We start from the raw sequence: 18512 nt of genomic DNA, 5'->3' as shown, positions 1-18512 counted from the left end.
GCAGCAATAAAGATATTCTACACTTATTTCTGCATTCCTGCCTGCATTTCATTTTCCCTTTGATCATATCATAACTTTAAAAAACAAGACTGCGCTTTCATTTTATAAAACAACGCATACCTTGTCTACTATTTCACACAAAATATTAAATTATTCAGAAATAAAAAAATAAAAAGAAGTAGGATTTAAGATTTACTTTTTCCTACTTCTCTATCTGTACGATAAACAAATGCAAACACTTCAGCCACCGCTTGATACAGCTCTTCTGGGATACTGTCATTAATATTTAGCTTACTTAATAACTCAATTAGCGTCGGGTCTTCCTGAATCGGAATATTATTCTCCTTTGCCTTCTCAAGAATATTATCAGCTACCAATCCTTTTCCTTTTGCGATTACCTTTGGAGCGTCATTTTTCGTTACTTCATAACTTAGAGCAATCGCTTCTTTTCTTTTATGCTTTGCATTCATCATATTTTTATATCCACTCCACTATAAGATAAGGTTAATGGACTAGAATTCGTTGTTTTCTTCGTTTTGACAACTGCTCTTTCAGCCCTAGTTTGAAAGCTAACATTAGAAAGCTGGTAATCTAGTTTGTGTAAGTTCTCTTTTAAGCCAGCTAAATAAGGGGAGGAAAGGTTTTTAATATTTTCGTTCTCACTAAGAATCGTAATTTTCATTATTCGATTTTGAATTTGCATATCAATGATCGTCTCATTCATATGCTCTAAATCTAAGTAAAAAAGAACACGACAATAGCTAGGATCGATTTTTCCATTCGAGTCCTTTCTGCCATTCCACTGGATGGTAAGATCCGTTTGCTTGTTCATCAAAGCAAGCGGAATCTGCATGACAATCTGTTGAACCGGGGTCGTATCAGATGACAGGAGTTGTATCCCAGTTAACCGGTTCAGTAAAACTTCTGCTTGATCCTTCACCTTAGGCGGAATATCTTCATTCAGTAACTGAATCAATAACGATTTTATATTCTCTACTTTTGTACCTTCATCTGGCACTCTTCCTTTAATCATATCAAATGATTCTGCTTCATGAGAAAGTCCCAACGTTAATGCGGTTGATTTTAACAATGATTTAAAGTCTTCTACCGGCTCACTCTCTATTTGTGACTGTAACGCTTGCAGATGCTGGAGTACTTCTTTATTAAGAGCTTTATTAGCCTCAGTTCCGTCCTTACTTACTAGAGAGGAAACCGTCTTTTCATATGTCACTGAGTCGATGTTTGGTGATAATAAAAAGAGTAATTGTTTCATCGTTTGATTATTAAACTGAGGATCCTTTGTCAACCCACTGATCCAGCTTTTCATTAAGGTAGAAATATCCTCTGTTTTCCCTGCTGATAACAGAGCAGATACTTGTTTTGCAACTTGATCTATTCCAGGGAGCTGAGCTTGTACTTTTCCTTCTGAAAACCCAGTTAGCTTCTTGGACGCTTGCAGCAATAAATGATTTTCATCCTCATTAGGTAGGATTCCCATTTGCTGTAATGCTTTAAATGCTTGATCAGAGGTCAAGAGATCCTTCCCTTGACTCCAACCTCTAACTACCTCCTGCAGAACTTGACCAGAAAGTCTATCTGTCCCTGTTTGAATAAATGGTTCTATCACTTCTTTTAAGCGAGTACCTACTTGAGGCAGTGTGTCTAGAGAGTCAAGCTCGTTATTTAAGGAGGCCATTACACCATGAAGCAATGGGCTATTCATTGTTGCCCTTACCGCCTCAAATGTGGTCTTAGTTAAAGGTAGCTCCCTGCTAATCATCTGTTTGATTGCCTCTAAATCATCCTTTGTCATTGCTTTCCCTTGAAACAGGCTGGTTGCAAGAGAAAGCGACTCTTTTGTTATCGGCAATTGCTCACTGAGGAAAAAACGTAATAAGGTAGTACTCGTCTTTGTTTCAGGAATTGAGAACTGCTTTAGTAGTCCTTCCAAATCGACCTTCCCCGTCCCTTTTCCTTCTGTGAGTACCTTCAGATGGACCTGCCCTTCTCCTTGTTGTACCTGAAACCAATATCGTTCTCCTGCTGAAAGAGGAACTTCTAATTGGGCAATTACTTTTTGAGAACCCACTTGCACTTCTGCAGTCTGATTTGGGAAAAGCTTCAACACCTTCCCCTGAAATACTTGTCCAGCTCGAAAGCTTTGCTTGTTTCCCTCTAGAGATTCCGGCCGATTGATCATTGTATGAACAAGATTAGCTTGTATCAAGTGAGTTCCCTCCTCTTTTCGTTTATTGTTTGTTTAATTCTTTAACAGGCGCGAACGATCTTCGATGATGAGGAGTCGCTCCGTAAAGCTGTAATGCTTCAGTATGTTCCTTTGTACCGTATCCCATATTTTTTTCAAACCCGTATTCCGGAAAGCTTTTGGCTAGCTCCTTCATCATTCGGTCTCTCGTGACTTTAGCGATAATGCTAGCGGCTGCAATAGAAATACTTTTGCTATCCCCTTTAATAATCGCTTCAGATGGGATTGGCGTTGTTAATTTCATAGCGTCCACTAATAGAAAATCAGGACTGATATGTAATTCGTTAATGGCCACATACATTGCTTTTTTGGTTGCTTCATAAATATTGATTTTATCAATTTCCTTTGCTTCAATTATTCCAATACCAATGGAGACAGCAGCTTTTCGAATTAATTCATACAGCTCCTCACGCTTTGTTTCCGTTAGTTTTTTAGAGTCATCTATTCCTAAGATTTGAAAGTCATCTGGTAGAATAACAGCCCCAGCAACGACCGGGCCTGCGAGCGGGCCCCTTCCAACCTCATCGATCCCTGCAATAAAAGTAAATCCTTGGCTTTTATATAATCTCTCATATTCGCTTAGTTCGAAAAGTTTCAGCCTAGCCTGTTCTAGTGACTCTTTTCTCTTCATCCATCTCTTCACTAATTGCTGAACGCCTTTTCTACTATCCTTTTGAATATCAATAAAAAAAGGGTCTTTTACATCCTCAACTATTTCTAACTTCCTCTGAATATCATCAATGGTTAATCTATCCAAAACTAGTACTTCCCTTCAGGCACTTATATCTTGTATATCGGCATGTAGTCAAAAAAATAAAGCCTTCTCAAAAAAGAAGGCTCCCTTGTTTACTCTTCCACATCACTAGCAACTAGATCAGATGGTCTTTCTAGCGTGATAGGACCGAATAGTTCAGAGCGAAAATCTCGGATGACTAATTCAGCTACCTTGTCATAATCTACCTCGCCACCGCCCATTAAACAGCCTCTACGCTTTCCGATTTGATCAAAGAAGTCCACTATATCCTCAGGGATATATTCAAGCTGAAAACGCTCCTTTAAGCGTTCTGGATATTCACGTTCTAAAAAACGAAGAGCATATACACATATATCCTGCAAGTTAAGAATGGTATCCTTAATGGCCCCTGTTAAAGCAAGCTTTGAGCCTACTTCTTGATCTTCGAATTTTGGCCATAATATCCCCGGTGTATCTAAAAGCTCTAACTCCTTGCCTACTTTAATCCACTGTTGAGCTTTCGTTACACCTGGTGTATTCCCAGTCTTTGCAATGTTCTTTTTCGCTAGTCGATTGATAAGCGTTGATTTTCCCGCATTTGGAATTCCGACAATCATTGCTCGAATCGCTCGCGGTCTCACAACACCTTTTGCTTTCATACGATCAAATTTTTCTTTTAAGATTAATTCAGATGCAGAGACAATTTCTTTCATTCCTACTCCAGCTTGAGAATTAATGGCAAGTGCCTTTATTCCTTTTTCGTCAAAAAATCGGATCCAATCCTTTGTAATCCTTGGATCGGCCATATCCGCCTTATTTAATAGTACTAACCTTGGCTTATGCTGAATAATCTCGTCTATCATTGGATTTCTAGAAGAATACGGTATTCTTGCATCCACTAGTTCGAATATGATGTCAACAAGCTTTAGCTTTTCCGTGACCTGTCTGCGCGCCTTTGCCATATGCCCTGGAAACCATTGAATCGTCATGGGTGCAGCCTCCTTCTATTTCACTATTTTTACATCTTCAATCGGCCAATAAATGACACTAGTGTTTCCGAGCACTTTCTCCATTGGGACAGTACCGATATGGCGACTATCCTTACTGAATCGTCGGTTATCTCCCATCACAAATAAGTGTCCATCCGGAACGGTTTCTTGTCCGATAATTTCTTCTAACGTAAATGGCTCGGTTAAAGGACCATCCACAACCTGCTTTTTAAAATCATCAAGATATGGCTCCTCATAAGCTTTCCCATTTACATAGAGGGTATCATCCTTATATTCAATTTTATCTCCAGGTAATCCTATCACTCGTTTTATGTAGTCTTTATTTTCAGGGGCATGAAACACGATAATATCAAAGCGTTCTGGTTCCCCAATTTGATAACTAAATTTATTCACAATCATACGGTCCTGATCTTGTAGTGTCGGCATCATTGAAAGCCCGTCAACTACTATCGGTGCAAATAAGAAGTAACGAATAATTGCTGCTAGTAACACTGCAATGATTAGTGCCTTTGTCCATTCCCATAGTTCATTTTTACTTTTTGCCATAACGCATCCCACCAATCACTGTTCTTATCGTCTATTTATCGCCATATAGCTTTTATTTTACAGTATCGGTATATATTATACACGTAATAACTCCTAGATAGACTACGAAAAAGGAGCTTGTATGACAAGCTCCTTTCGCATTTGTCCAGCGGTCGTCCATTTATCATGAAACAGTCGCTTTTCTTGTTTATCGGATTTCTTTGATACGAGCTTTTTTACCACGTAGGTTACGTAGGTAGTAAAGTTTCGCACGGCGTACTTTACCGCGACGGATAACTTCAAGCTTCGCAATTTTAGGTGTGTGTACTGGGAATGTACGCTCAACGCCTACACCATAAGAAACTTTACGTACTGTGAAAGTTTCGCTAATTCCACCACCACGACGCTTAATCACAACACCTTCATACACCTGAACACGCTCACGCGTACCCTCGATAACTTTAACGTGTACACGTACAGTATCACCAGGACGGAAAGTAGGTAGATCAGAGCGAAGTTGTTCTTTTGTGATTTCTTCGATTAATTTTTGCATCGTTTTCAACTCCTTCCAACAGACGCTCATGCATGACTGAAACACTTGCTAATTGCAGCGGAACATCGTTATAAGACTGAGACTCTAGTCACAGTCACAAAAAGTATCATAACATACATATTAATGAACTTCAATACTATTTCTTTTGTTTTTTCAACTCTAGCAACCAATTCTGTTGCTTCTCTGTCAATTCATAGGTGTCTAATAAATCTGGACGTCTTTCAAACGTTCTCTTAAGAGACTCTTTCTCTCTCCACTCATCGATTAGACGGTGATTACCAGACGTTAATACTTCTGGTACCTTTAACCCGCGGAAATCAGCCGGTCTCGTATAGTGAGGGTGCTCTAGTAGTCCCGTGCTAAAGGAATCTTGCAAATGCGACTCTTCTTTTCCTAATACGTTCGGAAGTAGACGAACAACACTATCAATAATGACCATTGCACCAAGCTCTCCACCCGTTAAGACGAAATCACCTATTGAAATCTCATCTGTCACTACATGTTGCCTAATACGCTCGTCATAGCCCTCATAATGGCCACAGACAAAGATTAGATGCTCTTCCTTTGCAAGTTCCTCCGCCTTCTTCTGGTTATAACGCTCACCTTGTGGACAGAGTAATACCACTCGTGGTGGCTTCGTTGTTTTAGCATGCTCCTGACAGCTCTTGACTGCGTCAAAAATGGGCTGGGGCTTCAAAACCATCCCTGCTCCACCGCCATAAGGGTAATCATCGACCGTTTGGTGCTTATTATCCGCAAACTCTCTAAAATTGACAACATTGTACCGGACAGCCTGTTGTTCAGCTGCCTTTTTTAAGATTGATTGTCCAAACACCCCGTGAAACATTTCAGGAAATAGGGTAAGTACATCGATATTCATCATGATAATAGCCCTTCCATCGGCTCAATTAAAATGACTTTTTCCTTTATATCAACCTTTTTTACAATTTGCTCGATATAAGGTATGAGGATATCCTTGCCACCCTTGCCCTTTACGACCCATACATCATTCGCTCCAGGTGTTAGGATCTCTCGAATTTTCCCGATTTCTTCCCCTTTAGTGGTATACACGAGACAGCCAATGATTTGGTGAAAGTAAAATTCATTTTCTTGTAGCTCACCTTGTTGCTCTTCCGTGATCTTTAGAACTCCACCCTTCATCGGCTCCACATCATTTACATGCGGATATCCAGTAAAGGTTAATAAATCAAATGTTTTATGCTTACGGTGAGATGCAACCGTTAATTTGATTGGTTCTTCTGCATCAGGCATAAATAAATACAAGTGATTTCCAGGCTTATACCGCTCATCAGCAAAGTCAGTCTTGGAGATAACGCGAACTTCCCCTTTAATACCATGTGTATTAACAATTTTTCCTACATTAAACCATTTTTCCATCTTTCTTCACCTCAAACTACCGAATTTCATCAATGATCCCATCCTTGATGATAATCGTTTTCTCAGTCTGAATATCCTCCCAAACGTCACCCACATTAACTTCAACGATCGCTTGGCATTCCTTTTCCTTTAATTCGCTTCCTAAAGGTAGCATATGTAATTGTTCGATTTTAAAATCAAGGAGCTTAATCTTTTCTAATCTCGTATCGATTTCTTTATCAAATCGTTTCTGAAAGGAGTTGATGGTCATTTTCTTTGACTTTTCAAGCTTCCTCATTTCAAAACGAAGCTGTTCTGATTCCTTCTGAAGTTGGCTTTTTTCAAGTTCAAACTTGCTTAGCAAAACTTGCTTGCTAGTTTCCGTCAATACTTGCTTTACGACAACGGTTTGAAGAATATTCATAAACCGAATCTCCTCCTTCAGAATAAGAGATTTTAATTTCTATAACTACGAAAAAAGGAGGGTTGTCCCCTCCTTCTTCAGTAGCATTTTATTCAATAATCTCTAGGTAGACTTTCTTCTGCTGTGATGCTCCTGCTGAATAGACAACAGTTCGAATAGCTTTTGCAACACGGCCTTGTTTGCCGATTACCTTCCCCATATCTGTTTTATGAACAGCTAGTTGATACGTAATTTTGTCGGCCTCTTCCAGCTCCGTTACACGAACTTCGTCTGGAAGGTCAACAAGTGCCTTGACAATGGTTTCGATGAGCTCTTTCATTCTCTGCAGATTACTTGCTTAATTTTGCGTTATGGAATTTTTCCATAAGGCCTTGTTTAGAGAACAAGTTACGAACTGTGTCAGATGGCTTTGCACCGTCTTGTAACCATTTTAATGCTAAGTCTTCGTTGATATCAACGATAGCTGGCTCAGCAACTGGGTTGTAAGTTCCAACTGTTTCAATGAAACGTCCATCACGTGGTGAACGAGAATCTGCTACTACAATACGATAAAAAGGAGATTTTTTTGCTCCCATACGCTTTAAACGAATTTTAACTGCCATTTTAAATAAGCACCTCCGAATAGTTTCACACAAGATAGTATAATATCAATTGTTTTTTAGTTTGTAAAGTCTTTTTTCTTGTCACTATTATTTTCCTGTTATTTCAGCCTTAAAAAGGGTTGAACGGAAGCTTAAATCCGCCCTTTTTCTTAGCCTTTCCTTGCATACCTGACATCTGCTTCATCATCTTCTTCATGTCTTCAAATTGCTTTAATAAACGGTTTACCTCTGGTACGGAGGTTCCGCTTCCCTTGGCAATTCTTTTTCTGCGACCTGCATTAATGATTTCAGGATGAGTTTTTTCTTCCTTTGTCATTGACTGGATGATCGCCTCAACATGAGAAATTTGCTTTTCATCGATTTGAAGATTATTCAGGCCTTTAATCTTATTCGCACCAGGCATCATTTTTAATAGTTCATCAAGGGGGCCCATATTACGAACCTGTCCAAGTTGATCTAAAAAGTCATCAAATGTAAATGAAGCTGTTCGCATTTTTTGTTCTAACTCTTTTGCCTTTGCTTCATCAACATTAGCCTGAGCCTTTTCGATTAACGTTAGAACGTCGCCCATTCCGAGGATCCGTGAAGCCATTCGTTCTGGATGGAACGTCTCAATGGCATCCATTTTTTCCCCTAGACCGATAAACTTAATCGGTGTATTCGTTACGGAACGAATAGAGAGGGCGGCACCTCCTCGAGTGTCTCCGTCGAGTTTTGTTAGGACGACCCCTGTAAGTCCAAGCTGTTCATTAAAGCTTGAAGCTACGTTCACAGCGTCCTGACCTGTCATCGCATCGACAACAAGAAAGATTTCATCCGGGTTTGTGAGTTCTTTAATCTCTTTTAATTCTCCCATAAGGGCTTCATCGACATGCAAACGACCAGCAGTGTCAATTAGAACGTAGTCATGATGGTCTTCTTTCGCCTTTTGAATCGCTTGTTTTGCAATCTCAACCGGACTTACTTGATCACCAAGTGAAAAGACCGGCATGCTAAGCTGCTTTCCAAGCGTTTCAAGCTGCTTAATGGCAGCGGGACGATAAATATCGGCCGCAACTAATAACGGATTGCGGTTATATTTTTTTCGAATCAGGTTTGCAAGCTTCCCCGTGGTTGTCGTTTTCCCTGCCCCTTGTAATCCAACCATCATAATAACGGTTGGCGGACGATTAGAGACAGCAATTTTGCTTTGTTCTCCGCCCATCAAGTTTGTCAGTTCTTCCTTAACCACTTTAATGACCTGTTGCCCAGGTGTTAAGCTTTGCATGACTTCCTGACCAACAGCACGCTCGCTTACTTTTTTGACGAATTCTTTGACAACCTTAAAGTTAACGTCCGCCTCCAAAAGAGCTAAGCGCACCTCGCGCATCATTTCTTTAACATCGGCCTCATTGACTTTCCCTTTGCCGCGAATTTTTTGGATCGTATTTTGCAGTCGGTCGGCTAATCCTTCAAATGCCATCTTCAGGCCGCCTCCTAGTCTAATTTCTCAAGCTGTGCTATTAGCTCTAGCTGCGTGTCATCTGATAAAGAATCCTTGAGCTTTGCTAGCAGCTTATTACGCTCCTGAAATTTCTGGAATAATAATAGCTTTTCCTCGTACTCTTCAAGCATCGCTTCTGTTCGTTTAATATTATCATAGACCGCTTGACGACTGACATTGTACTCTTCAGCAATTTCGCCTAGCGAATAGTCGTCCAAATAATACAGGGACATATAGCTTTGCTGCTTAGGAGTAAGTAATGACTGATAAAAGTCATACAAATAATTCATCCTATTTGTTTTCTCCAGCATCGCTCATCCCCCTTTGTTAAGTGAAAAGCCTTTACATACAATAGTTTACACACAGAGGGGTTTAATGTCAAGACAGACCACGTGTTTCAAAGAAAAAGCCCGGGTATTTTCACCCGGACTTTTACTCACCTACTCTTGTAATTCCTTATCGACTAAGTCCGCAAACAACCCATACACATATTGCTCAGCATCGAATTGTTGAAGATCATCCATTTTTTCACCTAGTCCCACAAACTTTACTGGAATTTGTAGTTCGTTACGAATTGCTAACACAATCCCGCCCTTAGCTGTTCCATCAAGCTTTGTTAACACAATTCCGCTAACGTCTGTTGCTTCCTTGAAAGTTTTTGCTTGTACCATCGCGTTTTGGCCAGTCGTTGCATCTAGTACGAGAAGAACCTCGTGAGGCGCACCTGGAATTTCTCGTTCTATGACACGCTTTACCTTTTCAAGCTCCTTCATCAGGTTTACTTTGTTCTGAAGGCGGCCAGCTGTATCACATAATAAGATATCTGCATTTCTTGACTTTGCTGCTTGAACGGCATCGTACATAACAGCAGCAGGATCCGAGCCAGCGCTTTGCTTAATGACTTCAACTCCGACTCGGTCTCCCCATACCTCTAGCTGTTCAATGGCACCGGCACGGAAAGTGTCTCCGGCCGCTAGTAATACTTTCTTACCTTCACTCTTATATTTATGAGCAAGCTTCCCAATCGTCGTTGTTTTTCCTACACCATTTACTCCAACAAACAAAATAACCGTTAAGCCATCCTGCATATGAATCGTATTAACTTCGTCTTCGTCACCCTTGTAGATCTCTACAAGCTTCTCAGAAATGACCGCCTGTACAGCTTCCGGGTCTTGAATGTTTTTACGTTTCACTTCCATTTTTAGCTCATCAATAAGTTCCATCACGGTATCGAAACCCACATCGGCACCGATTAAGATCTCTTCAAGCTCTTCGAAAAAGTCTTCATCCACTTTACGATAGCGAGCGACAAGATCATTCACTTTTCCTGAAAAATTGTCTCTCGTTTTGGTTAAGCCATCCTTAAACTTTTCAGTTACTGTATCCGTTTGCTTTGTAATTTTTTCTTTTAGCTTCTTAAAAAAACTCAAAACTCACACGTCCTTTACGTTACAATCAATTCTTTTGTCTCTTCCAATCGAACAGAGACAAGCTTTGAAACTCCCGACTCCTGCATCGTTACTCCGTAAAGCACATCTGCTTCTTCCATTGTTCCTTTACGGTGAGTAATGACTATAAACTGCGTTTCAACACTGTATCGTTTTAAATATTGGCTAAAACGATACACATTGGCCTCATCTAAGGCTGCTTCTACTTCATCAAGAATACAGAATGGTACAGGTCTTACTTTTAGAATAGAGAACAAAAGAGCGATGGCTGTAAGTGATCGCTCGCCACCAGATAAAAGGCCTAAATTTTGCAGTTTTTTCCCTGGGGGTTGTGCAACGATTTCTACGCCTGTATTTAATAAGTCTTCAGGGTTCGTTAGCTTTAAGTCCGCTCTTCCCCCACCAAATAGCGCTTGGAAGACAAATTCAAAATGTGAACGAATTCCATAGAAGGTTTGCTCAAATCGCTTTTTCATCTCTTCGTCCATTTCATCAATCACCTGAAAAAGTGTATCCTTTGCTTCCTGCAGGTCATTTTTCTGCTCTAGCAAGAACTCATATCGCTCAGAGACACGATCATATTCTTCAATTGCACCGATATTGACGACACCGAGTTCTTCGATGGCGAGACGAATCAACTTCACTTTTTTTCGTGCCTCCTCAACCGGTAGAACAAGAGGAAATTCCTCTTTTGCCGCTTCAAATGACAGAAGATACTCTTCTCGGAGGTGAGAAAGTCTGTTTTCTAAGTCTACATCTAGACGTCCTAACTTTACTTCTTCATCCTTAAGTGCCCCAATTAAGCCCTTATGCTGTCTTAACAGCTCTTTTAGTTCAAGCTCAGCATCCTCAAGTGTGCTGTGAAGCTTTAGACGCTCTTCCCGGCGTGAGGAAATCATAGAGATCGTTTCATTTTTATCCTGCAGCTTTTTGGAAGCCTCTTCTTCTAATCGCTGTTCCCCAGAATTACTAGAGTTCATTTCTGATGATAATAAAGACAGATCCTCTTCGTATGTTTCATGTCGCTTCGTATACTCGATTAGTGCTGATCTTGTCGCATCAAGTTTTTCAGACAAGCCGTGATGCTGCTCCATCAATGCAGCCAGCTTCACTTTCAATTCCCCAATTTCATTGATAACTGTTTCTTTAGAACTATTTTGTGAAGATTTCTTTTCTGATAGTATTTGAATTTCCCTATCAAGTTCAGCTAGTTCCTTCGCATACGTTGAAAGCAATTCTGTCAACTCTAACTTTCGTGAAGATAACTGCGTTTGATCTTGTAGAAATTGAGACATATCTAGATCATATATTTTTAGCTTTTCATTGATATTTTTTTCTTCAATCTCAATTTCTCTGAGGTCTCCCCTTTTCGATTGCTCGAGTAAACGAAGATCCTCCCCCTGTTTCCGAATATCCTCAAGCTTATGCTCTTGGGTTGCTATGGAAAATTTAAGTTCCTTCACCTGGGCTTCTAACTCGTGTGTTTGGACTTCCATTCCCACTAGCTTCCCTTTTAACTCTTCTAGCTCTCCTTTACGGCTTAGAAGCGAGGAGGTATTTGATTTTACAGCACCACCAGTCATGGAACCACCTGGGTTAACAATATCCCCATCGATCGTAACAAATCGGCAACGGTATTGTAAAAGCTTAGCGAGATCATTCGCTCCTTTTAAGTCCCTCGTAATAACAACTGTTCCTAAAAGATTCGAAAAGATTTCTTCATATTTATGTTCATACTCTATTAATTCCTTTGCTACCCCAACAAATGATGGATGTCCTTTTAAAGCCTGAAGCTGTCCGGCTGATAGGCTTTTGCCTCTAATAACACTAAGAGGGAGGAATGTTGCTCGTCCAAAGGAGTTTTGCTTTAAATACGCGATCGCCTTTCTCCCGTTTTCCTCATTTGAAACAACGACATGTTGCATGGCTGCACCTAAAGCCGTCTCAATTGACACTTCATACGGCTTTGGAACTTGGATAAGCTCTGCAACCGCACCCTCAATACCAGAGAGCTTGCCGTCTCTTGCCTTTAATACTTCCTTTACTCCTTGGAAAAAACCTGAATAATCGTCTTCCATCTCTTCTAGCATATCTTTTCTAGACTTTGCTTTTTGTAAAAATTGATACGCCTGATATAGCTGGGTTTCTTGCTTTTGGTATTTATTTTTCAAGTTTTCAAGGCTTCTTTGCTCTTCTCTAAACACATGGACCTGCACTTCTAGATTTTTCTGAACCTCAGTAATGCTAGCTTCAATACTCTGCTTTCGGGTGGCAATAACACGTCTTTCTTGAAGGTATTTTTCGTTATCTGCTTCTAACCGTGTGTTTTTTACACCTTGCTGCCCAAGCTGTTTTTCGGTGTTTTGAAGTTCATTCCTACTAGATGCTTGCTTGTTTAAAATCTCAATATAGTCACTCTTTAGTGACTCAATACGATCTTCTATATTTTCACTAAACGATGCGAGAACTTCCTGCTTTTCTTTTAGCAGTTGTTTCAGCGATTGTACCTCTTGATTCATCCTTGAATAGCTTTCTTCTTGCGCAAGCTGAAGCGAGGTTAATTCTTGAACTTTTATCGAGACTTCTTCCATGCTTTTTCTTAGTTGCTCTTTATTTTGCGAAGCATTTTTCTTTCTCTCTTTTAGTACTTCTTTTCTACCTTCAACTTTCTCAAGCTCTTCACTGACATGAAGAAGAATGTCCTGCAAGTCGTTAATCGACTCATCGAGGGCTGCCATATGATCTCTCATTTCCACAATGTTAGCTTCCTTCGATTGAAGAACGGTAGATAGCTTTAGTTCATCCTCTTTATGCTGCTCAAGCTGATTGGTCAGCTTCTCCCACTGCTCATGAAGCTCCTCAATCTCGTGTACCGTTACAGATACTTCTATCTTTTCAAGCTCTTCTTTTTGCTGTAAATAATCCTTCGCAATGGACGCTTGAATTTTTAGCGGCTCTACTTGCGTTTCTAATTCATGTAAGATATCACTCACACGATTTAGATTCTCCTGTGTTTCTGTTAGCTTTGACTCAGCTTTTTTCTTACGGTTTTTATATTTTAGAACACCAGCCGCCTCTTCAAAGATGGTTCTTCTTTCTTCGGCCTTGCTGTTTAATATTTCTTCTACTTTACCTTGGCTAATGATTGAAAACGCTTCTCTCCCTAATCCGGAGTCCATAAACAAATCAATGATATCTTTCAACCTACATGTTTGTTTATTAATTTGAAACTCGCTATCCCCAGATCGATACACACGTCTAGTTACACTAACCTCATTGTAGTCTATCGGTAATGCCTGATCTTCATTATCCAGAGTCAATGTAACTTCCGCGAAATTCAATGCCTTTCGCGAATCACTTCCAGCAAAAATAATATCCTCCATCTTTGCGCCTCGAAGCGATTTCGCTGACTGCTCTCCTAACACCCATCGAATGGCATCGGTGATATTACTTTTTCCACTACCATTTGGACCAACCACTGCTGTGACACCCGGGACAAAATCGACCCCAATTCTCTCAGCAAACGATTTGAATCCGACTACATCCAAACGTTTGAGATACACAGCTTTTCCCCCTTTATCTCTACTCCTGTTGTTTTTCTTCTAGCTGTTCTTTTGCTCCATTAAGGTGAGATTTGATCTTTTCTAAAGCCATTTGGGCAGCATGCTGCTCCGCTTCTTTCTTTGATCTCCCTGTACCTTGTCCAAGCTCCTCGTTGTTTAAACAAACCTTTGAGACAAACTCCCTGTTATGGGCCGGTCCTCGCTCAAGTAAAATTTTGTATTCGATTGTACCAATTCCATCTCTTTGAACAAGCTCTTGTAGTTGACTTTTAAAATCCATCACATGAGAAAAAGCACCTTCGTTTATTTTAGGAAATACAACTTTTTCTAAAAAGCCAATCACTGTTTCAATTCCTTTATCTAAAAAGAGTGCCCCAATAAACGCTTCAAAGACATCCGCTAACAGGGCTGGGCGCTCACGACCTCCTGTCATTTCTTCCCCTTTTCCGAGTAATACAAGCTTTCCAAAAGAAAGTTCGTTGGCAAACCTTACTAACGAAGGCTCACAAACAACGGCCGCACGCAACTTCGTCAACTCTCCTTCGCTCATCATCGGGTACTTCTTGTAAAGGAACTGTGAAACCGTTAATTCTAATACAGCGTCTCCTAAAAATTCAAGCCTCTCATTATCTTCATAAGGCTTTCTACGATGCTCATTCACATATGATGAATGGGTAAATGCTTGTTTTAATAGTTTTTCATCTGTAAAGGTAATCCCTTGTTCCGATTGAAAATCTTTAAATAATTTATCATAAGAGCGAAAGCTACGTTTCTCTCTTTCTTTTCCGTACTTGCTCATTTTGCCTCCACCTTGCTAATAGTTTACATACCATATCAAGTTTACGTAAAAGTTCTTAAAAACGCAAAGGAAGATTGAAGGTTTTTCAAAATTCTTTGCAACAGAAGAAAGCCCCGCATAGATGCGGAGCTTTTTCATAAATTCTAACGATTATTGAGTACTTTTTATGTAGTTCACAGCGTCACCCACTGTAGAAATCTTTTCAGCATCATCGTCAGAGATTTCCATATCAAACTCGTCTTCTAATTCCATAACTAGTTCTACTACGTCAAGGGAATCAGCACCAAGATCATCCTTGAAAGAAGCTTCAAGAGTCACTTGAGTTTCTTCTACTCCAAGTCTGTCAACGATAATCTTCGTTACGCGCTCTAATACATCTGCCATGCTTTTCACCTCCCCTCAAGGGACATTATAGTCCATTTCTCCAAATTAATAAATGTTGAATTTTCGGTTACATCACCATTCCACCGTTTACATGGATGGTTTGTCCTGTAATGTAGCGGCTGTCGTCAGATGCTAGAAATGTTACTGCGTTGGCAATGTCCTTTGGTTCACCAAATTTAGCCAGCGGAATCATCTTTAGCATTCCCTCTTTAATCTCATCTGTTAATTTATCTGTCATATCGGTTGTAATAAAGCCAGGTGCAACAGCATTAACCGTTATCCCACGAGGAGCAAGCTCCTTAGCCGTAGTTTTTGTTAAACCGATTACCCCAGCCTTGGCTGCTACATAATTGGCTTGACCAGCGTTCCCGCTTTCTCCGACGACGGAAGAAATATTAATAATTCTTCCACTCTTTTGCTTCATCATTTGACGAGTAACGGCCTTCGTACAAAGGAACACACCTTTAAGGTTTGTATTAATAACATCGTCCCATTCGTCTTCCTTCATACGCATAATTAGATTATCTCTAGTAATTCCCGCATTATTGACAAGAATATCTAGGCTTCCCCAACGGTCAATCGTTTGTTTGACCATCTCCGCTACAGATTCTGCACTAGCAACATCGCATTGAACGGCAAATGCTTCTCTACCAAGACTTTGAATTTCTTGAACTACCTCATTCGCACGAGCTTCACTACCAGCGTAGTTAACCGCCACATTTGCCCCTGCTTTCGCTAATTCAATAGCGATATCTCTTCCGATTCCACGTGATGCACCTGTAACAAGCGCCACTTTTCCTAAAAGCTTCATACCGTTCTCTCCTTTAATGCATTAATGGTTGCCAAAAGCGTTTCCTCATCAGAAATAGAATATGTTTGAACAGAACGATCCACTTTCTTTACTAAACCAGATAGCACTTTCCCAGGTCCAATTTCAACAAAGGTATCTACACCAAGTTCAATCATATGCTTTACGCTGTCCTCCCATAAGACAGGAGAATATAGCTGCTCTAGCAATCGCTCCTTAATTTCCTCTGGTTGAGTCATCTCTTGTGCATTTACATTCGCTATGACAGGAGTATTCGCTTCACTGATTGATAGTAAATCTAGCACTTCTTGTAAACGTCCAGATGCCGGCTTCATGAGCTGCGAGTGGAATGGACCACTAACTTCAAGCGGAAGAACTCGTTTTGCTCCTGCTTCCTTTGCAAGCTGGGAAGCTAGTTCAACCCCTTTTCTCGAACCTGAAATAACAATTTGACCAGGGCAATTCATATTGGCAAGACCAACTATTTCTCCTTCAACAGATGCTTTTTCTACTGCTTCAGCAAGAGTATCACGATCTAGACCTAATACAGCCGCCATTGCCCCTTCACGATTAGGAACAGCTTCTTCCATAAACTCACCACGTTTACGAACCGCATATGCGCCGTCTTCAAAAGCAATCGCTCCAGCAGCTACCAACGCTGTGTACTCACCTAAGCTATGCCCAGCCATATAGTCTGCCGCTATATCAGCTTTCTTAAATTGATTAAACAACGCAATGGATGTTGTTAAAAGCGCCGGTTGAGTGTTTGTTGTTTTTGTTAACTCATCCTGTGGTCCTTCAAAAATAAGATTGGATAGTGAGAATCCTAGTTTCTTGTCTACTTGTTCGAATATAGATTGAACTTCCTGGTTTGTCTCTGCAAAGACTTTTCCCATTCCAACTGTTTGTGAGCCTTGTCCTGGAAAGATAATAGCTAATTTACCCATAGTTACTCCTCTCAAGCTTCTGTGTATTTTGATATGGCCTCTTTAATCGTAGGCGCAACCTTTTTATTCACCATATCTCTAGTTTGTCTAATTGCATTAAATACTGAGTTTGCGTCAGACGATCCATGGGCTTTAATGACAGGTGCCTTAAGTCCGAACAGGCCCGCACCACCATACTCCGAGTAATCCATCTTCGCTTTTAATTGCATGAGGTCTGGCTTTAGAACAGCCGCTGCTAGCTTCGTTTTCAGAGAGCTATATAATGTCGATTTAAGCATTTTAAATACAGATAATGCCGTACCCTCAATGGTCTTTAGTACCATATTTCCTGTGAAACCATCAGTGACTACAACATCAGCAACACCCTCAAGCAAATCCCTAGACTCAACATTTCCAATAAAGTTCACTGGAGCTTCCTTTAACAAATCAAAGGCAAGCTTTGTTAACTCGTTTCCTTTTTTCTCTTCTGTTCCGATATTCAAAAGACCTACTCTTGGATTCTTTACACCTCTTACGTTTTCAGCGTAGATGGAACCCATAATTGCATTTTGCAATAAGTGCTCAGGCTTTGCATCAACGTTTGCACCGACATCAAGCAAAAGAAACCCTTCCCCACCAATTGTCGGTAAGGTTGGAGCTAGTGCTGGTCTTTCAATTCCTTCAATACGTCCTACTACGAACAAACCTGTCGCCATTAAAGCCCCTGTATTACCAGCAGATATACAACCATCCGCTTCCCCATCAGCAACAAGCTTCGCGGCTAAAACCATGGATGAATTCTTTTTCCGCCTCACTGCTTTTACAGGCTCATCAGTTCCTAAAATAACCTCTTCAGTATGTAAAATCGATATTCTGTCGTGTGGTGCGAGATGCTCCTTAATTTTTGCTTCATCACCAACTAGACATATATGTAAATCATCAAATGCTTGAACGGCCTTTATCGCTCCTAGAACGATCTCTTTTGGAGCGTGGTCGCCTCCCATTGCATCAATGGCCAGTTTCATCGTTACTCATTCCTTATGTCATTTTTTATAACGATACATTTCAAACGTACCAGTAAATACTAGTTCATTATTCACAAAACTATTGACTTCCACAAGGGTTCTACCCTTTTCTTCATCAATTCGTAACACTTTTGCTTTTGCAATGACTCGTTCATTTTCTTTTACAGACCTGGTAAATTGTATGTTTGCCTTTGCTGTTAAAGCAAGTTCATCATTGATCACTGCTACAGCTAGAGAATTTGCCTGAGCAAAAACATGATGACCCCTTGCGATTTGATTTCTTTTAAACACATGCTCATGCTTGACATCAAAAATAGAAATTGCTGTTTGATCAAGCTCAATATCAATAATCTCACCAATTACTTCATCGATTGGTAAAGAACGGACTTCATCATCAAATCGCTTCTCTGCGACATTCTTTATTCTTTCCCGTAGCTCAGGGATCGATAACTCTAACCGGTCTAACCGAATGGTTTGTACGCTAACCGTAAATTGTTCAGCAAGCTCTTCATCGGTAATAAACGGGTTTTCTTTAATCGTATCTATTAAAAGTCGTTGACGTTCTTTTTTACTTTTTCTCATATGT

At 40.3% G+C, this 18512-nt stretch carries 21 protein-coding genes; all 21 read right to left on the bottom strand.

Features of this window, described 5'->3' with window-relative positions; genetic code table 11:
- Positions 1-185: 185 nt before the first annotated feature.
- The 21 genes from BKO01S_RS10870 to fapR all read right to left on the bottom strand — a co-directional run bounded on the left by BKO01S_RS10870 (position 186) and on the right by fapR (position 18508).
- Positions 186-470, bottom strand: a complete 285-nt coding sequence (locus BKO01S_RS10870) for a FlhB-like flagellar biosynthesis protein (protein ID WP_066053483.1) — start codon at positions 468-470, stop codon at positions 186-188.
- On the bottom strand, positions 470-2227 hold the full coding sequence (locus BKO01S_RS10865) for a TP0910 N-terminal domain-containing protein (protein ID WP_066053221.1): 1758 nt from the start codon (positions 2225-2227) through the stop codon (positions 470-472). Before BKO01S_RS10865 ends, BKO01S_RS10870 begins: the two co-directional genes overlap by 1 nt.
- A gap of 22 nt (positions 2228-2249) precedes the next feature.
- Positions 2250-3023 (bottom strand): ribonuclease HII, encoded by a 774-nt coding sequence (gene rnhB, locus BKO01S_RS10860; protein WP_066053218.1) that lies wholly within the window; start codon positions 3021-3023, stop codon positions 2250-2252.
- Positions 3024-3112: 89 nt separating this feature from the next.
- The gene (gene ylqF / locus BKO01S_RS10855; RefSeq protein ID WP_066053215.1) at positions 3113-3988 is read right to left on the bottom strand and encodes a ribosome biogenesis GTPase YlqF; all 876 of its coding nucleotides are present in this window, start codon (positions 3986-3988) and stop codon (positions 3113-3115) included.
- 15 nt (positions 3989-4003) lie between these two features.
- A complete protein-coding gene (lepB, locus tag BKO01S_RS10850; protein ID WP_066053212.1) occupies positions 4004-4555 on the bottom strand; it encodes a signal peptidase I in 552 nt (183 codons plus the stop codon).
- 187 nt (positions 4556-4742) lie between these two features.
- Positions 4743-5087 (bottom strand): 50S ribosomal protein L19, encoded by a 345-nt coding sequence (gene rplS, locus BKO01S_RS10845; protein WP_066053208.1) that lies wholly within the window; start codon positions 5085-5087, stop codon positions 4743-4745.
- 136 nt (positions 5088-5223) lie between these two features.
- Positions 5224-5970 (bottom strand): tRNA (guanosine(37)-N1)-methyltransferase TrmD, encoded by a 747-nt coding sequence (gene trmD / locus BKO01S_RS10840; RefSeq protein WP_066053204.1) that lies wholly within the window; start codon positions 5968-5970, stop codon positions 5224-5226.
- On the bottom strand, positions 5967-6485 hold the full coding sequence (rimM, locus tag BKO01S_RS10835) for a ribosome maturation factor RimM (protein WP_066053201.1): 519 nt from the start codon (positions 6483-6485) through the stop codon (positions 5967-5969). The genes trmD and rimM overlap by 4 nt, the downstream gene beginning before the upstream one ends.
- Before the next feature lie 16 nt (positions 6486-6501).
- The gene (locus tag BKO01S_RS10830) at positions 6502-6888 is read right to left on the bottom strand and encodes a YlqD family protein (protein WP_066053196.1); all 387 of its coding nucleotides are present in this window, start codon (positions 6886-6888) and stop codon (positions 6502-6504) included.
- Positions 6889-6976: 88 nt separating this feature from the next.
- Positions 6977-7207 (bottom strand): KH domain-containing protein, encoded by a 231-nt coding sequence (locus BKO01S_RS10825; protein WP_066053193.1) that lies wholly within the window; start codon positions 7205-7207, stop codon positions 6977-6979.
- 10 nt (positions 7208-7217) lie between these two features.
- Positions 7218-7490 (bottom strand): 30S ribosomal protein S16, encoded by a 273-nt coding sequence (rpsP, locus tag BKO01S_RS10820; protein WP_066053190.1) that lies wholly within the window; start codon positions 7488-7490, stop codon positions 7218-7220.
- Positions 7491-7599: 109 nt separating this feature from the next.
- The gene (gene ffh, locus BKO01S_RS10815) at positions 7600-8952 is read right to left on the bottom strand and encodes a signal recognition particle protein (RefSeq protein WP_066053187.1); all 1353 of its coding nucleotides are present in this window, start codon (positions 8950-8952) and stop codon (positions 7600-7602) included.
- A 14-nt stretch (positions 8953-8966) separates the two neighbouring features.
- Positions 8967-9284: a putative DNA-binding protein gene (locus tag BKO01S_RS10810; RefSeq protein WP_066053186.1), complete on the bottom strand. Its 318-nt coding sequence runs from the start codon at positions 9282-9284 to the stop codon at positions 8967-8969.
- Between the two features lie 129 nt (positions 9285-9413).
- Complete coding sequence (gene ftsY, locus BKO01S_RS10805; protein ID WP_066053184.1) at positions 9414-10403, bottom strand: signal recognition particle-docking protein FtsY; 990 nt, start codon at positions 10401-10403, stop codon at positions 9414-9416.
- Positions 10404-10417: 14 nt separating this feature from the next.
- Positions 10418-13984: a chromosome segregation protein SMC gene (gene smc, locus BKO01S_RS10800; protein WP_066053181.1), complete on the bottom strand. Its 3567-nt coding sequence runs from the start codon at positions 13982-13984 to the stop codon at positions 10418-10420.
- Positions 13985-14003: 19 nt separating this feature from the next.
- On the bottom strand, positions 14004-14783 hold the full coding sequence (gene rnc / locus BKO01S_RS10795; protein ID WP_066053175.1) for a ribonuclease III: 780 nt from the start codon (positions 14781-14783) through the stop codon (positions 14004-14006).
- A 150-nt stretch (positions 14784-14933) separates the two neighbouring features.
- On the bottom strand, positions 14934-15167 hold the full coding sequence (locus BKO01S_RS10790; protein ID WP_066053169.1) for an acyl carrier protein: 234 nt from the start codon (positions 15165-15167) through the stop codon (positions 14934-14936).
- Positions 15168-15234: 67 nt separating this feature from the next.
- Entirely contained in the window at positions 15235-15978 is a 744-nt protein-coding gene (fabG, locus tag BKO01S_RS10785; RefSeq protein ID WP_066053166.1) for a 3-oxoacyl-[acyl-carrier-protein] reductase, read from the bottom strand.
- Positions 15975-16922: an ACP S-malonyltransferase gene (gene fabD / locus BKO01S_RS10780; RefSeq protein WP_066053163.1), complete on the bottom strand. Its 948-nt coding sequence runs from the start codon at positions 16920-16922 to the stop codon at positions 15975-15977. Before fabD ends, fabG begins: the two co-directional genes overlap by 4 nt.
- Before the next feature lie 11 nt (positions 16923-16933).
- Positions 16934-17926, bottom strand: coding sequence for a phosphate acyltransferase PlsX (plsX, locus tag BKO01S_RS10775; RefSeq protein ID WP_066053160.1), 993 nt, complete (start codon positions 17924-17926; stop codon positions 16934-16936).
- Positions 17927-17944: 18 nt separating this feature from the next.
- Positions 17945-18508 (bottom strand): transcription factor FapR, encoded by a 564-nt coding sequence (gene fapR, locus BKO01S_RS10770; protein ID WP_066053154.1) that lies wholly within the window; start codon positions 18506-18508, stop codon positions 17945-17947.
- Between the last annotated feature and the right edge of the window lie 4 nt (positions 18509-18512).

It is taken from the genome of Robertmurraya korlensis NBRC 107688 (genome assembly GCF_001591645.1).
In the GTDB taxonomy this organism is placed as follows: domain Bacteria; phylum Bacillota; class Bacilli; order Bacillales; family Cytobacillaceae; genus Robertmurraya_A.
The sequence above is the reverse complement of the archived record's forward strand: the minus strand, read 5'-3'. Positions and strand labels throughout refer to the sequence as shown.

Excerpts from the sequence above, each read along its gene's own strand:
- BKO01S_RS10870 (WP_066053483.1), bottom strand. The coding sequence starts at position 470 with ATGAATGCAAAGCATAAAAGAAAAGAAGCGATTGCTCTAAGTTATGAA.
- ylqF (WP_066053215.1), bottom strand. The coding sequence starts at position 3,988 with ATGACGATTCAATGGTTTCCAGGGCATATGGCAAAGGCGCGCAGACAG.
- lepB (WP_066053212.1), bottom strand. The coding sequence starts at position 4,555 with ATGGCAAAAAGTAAAAATGAACTATGGGAATGGACAAAGGCACTAATC.
- rplS (WP_066053208.1), bottom strand. The coding sequence starts at position 5,087 with ATGCAAAAATTAATCGAAGAAATCACAAAAGAACAACTTCGCTCTGAT.
- trmD (WP_066053204.1), bottom strand. The coding sequence starts at position 5,970 with ATGATGAATATCGATGTACTTACCCTATTTCCTGAAATGTTTCACGGG.
- rimM (WP_066053201.1), bottom strand. The coding sequence starts at position 6,485 with ATGGAAAAATGGTTTAATGTAGGAAAAATTGTTAATACACATGGTATT.
- BKO01S_RS10830 (WP_066053196.1), bottom strand. The coding sequence starts at position 6,888 with ATGAATATTCTTCAAACCGTTGTCGTAAAGCAAGTATTGACGGAAACT.
- BKO01S_RS10825 (WP_066053193.1), bottom strand. The coding sequence starts at position 7,207 with ATGAAAGAGCTCATCGAAACCATTGTCAAGGCACTTGTTGACCTTCCA.
- rpsP (WP_066053190.1), bottom strand. The coding sequence starts at position 7,490 with ATGGCAGTTAAAATTCGTTTAAAGCGTATGGGAGCAAAAAAATCTCCT.
- ffh (WP_066053187.1), bottom strand. The coding sequence starts at position 8,952 with ATGGCATTTGAAGGATTAGCCGACCGACTGCAAAATACGATCCAAAAA.
- BKO01S_RS10810 (WP_066053186.1), bottom strand. The coding sequence starts at position 9,284 with ATGCTGGAGAAAACAAATAGGATGAATTATTTGTATGACTTTTATCAG.
- rnc (WP_066053175.1), bottom strand. The coding sequence starts at position 14,783 with ATGAGCAAGTACGGAAAAGAAAGAGAGAAACGTAGCTTTCGCTCTTAT.
- BKO01S_RS10790 (WP_066053169.1), bottom strand. The coding sequence starts at position 15,167 with ATGGCAGATGTATTAGAGCGCGTAACGAAGATTATCGTTGACAGACTT.
- fabG (WP_066053166.1), bottom strand. The coding sequence starts at position 15,978 with ATGAAGCTTTTAGGAAAAGTGGCGCTTGTTACAGGTGCATCACGTGGA.
- fabD (WP_066053163.1), bottom strand. The coding sequence starts at position 16,922 with ATGGGTAAATTAGCTATTATCTTTCCAGGACAAGGCTCACAAACAGTT.
- plsX (WP_066053160.1), bottom strand. The coding sequence starts at position 17,926 with ATGAAACTGGCCATTGATGCAATGGGAGGCGACCACGCTCCAAAAGAG.
- fapR (WP_066053154.1), bottom strand. The coding sequence starts at position 18,508 with ATGAGAAAAAGTAAAAAAGAACGTCAACGACTTTTAATAGATACGATT.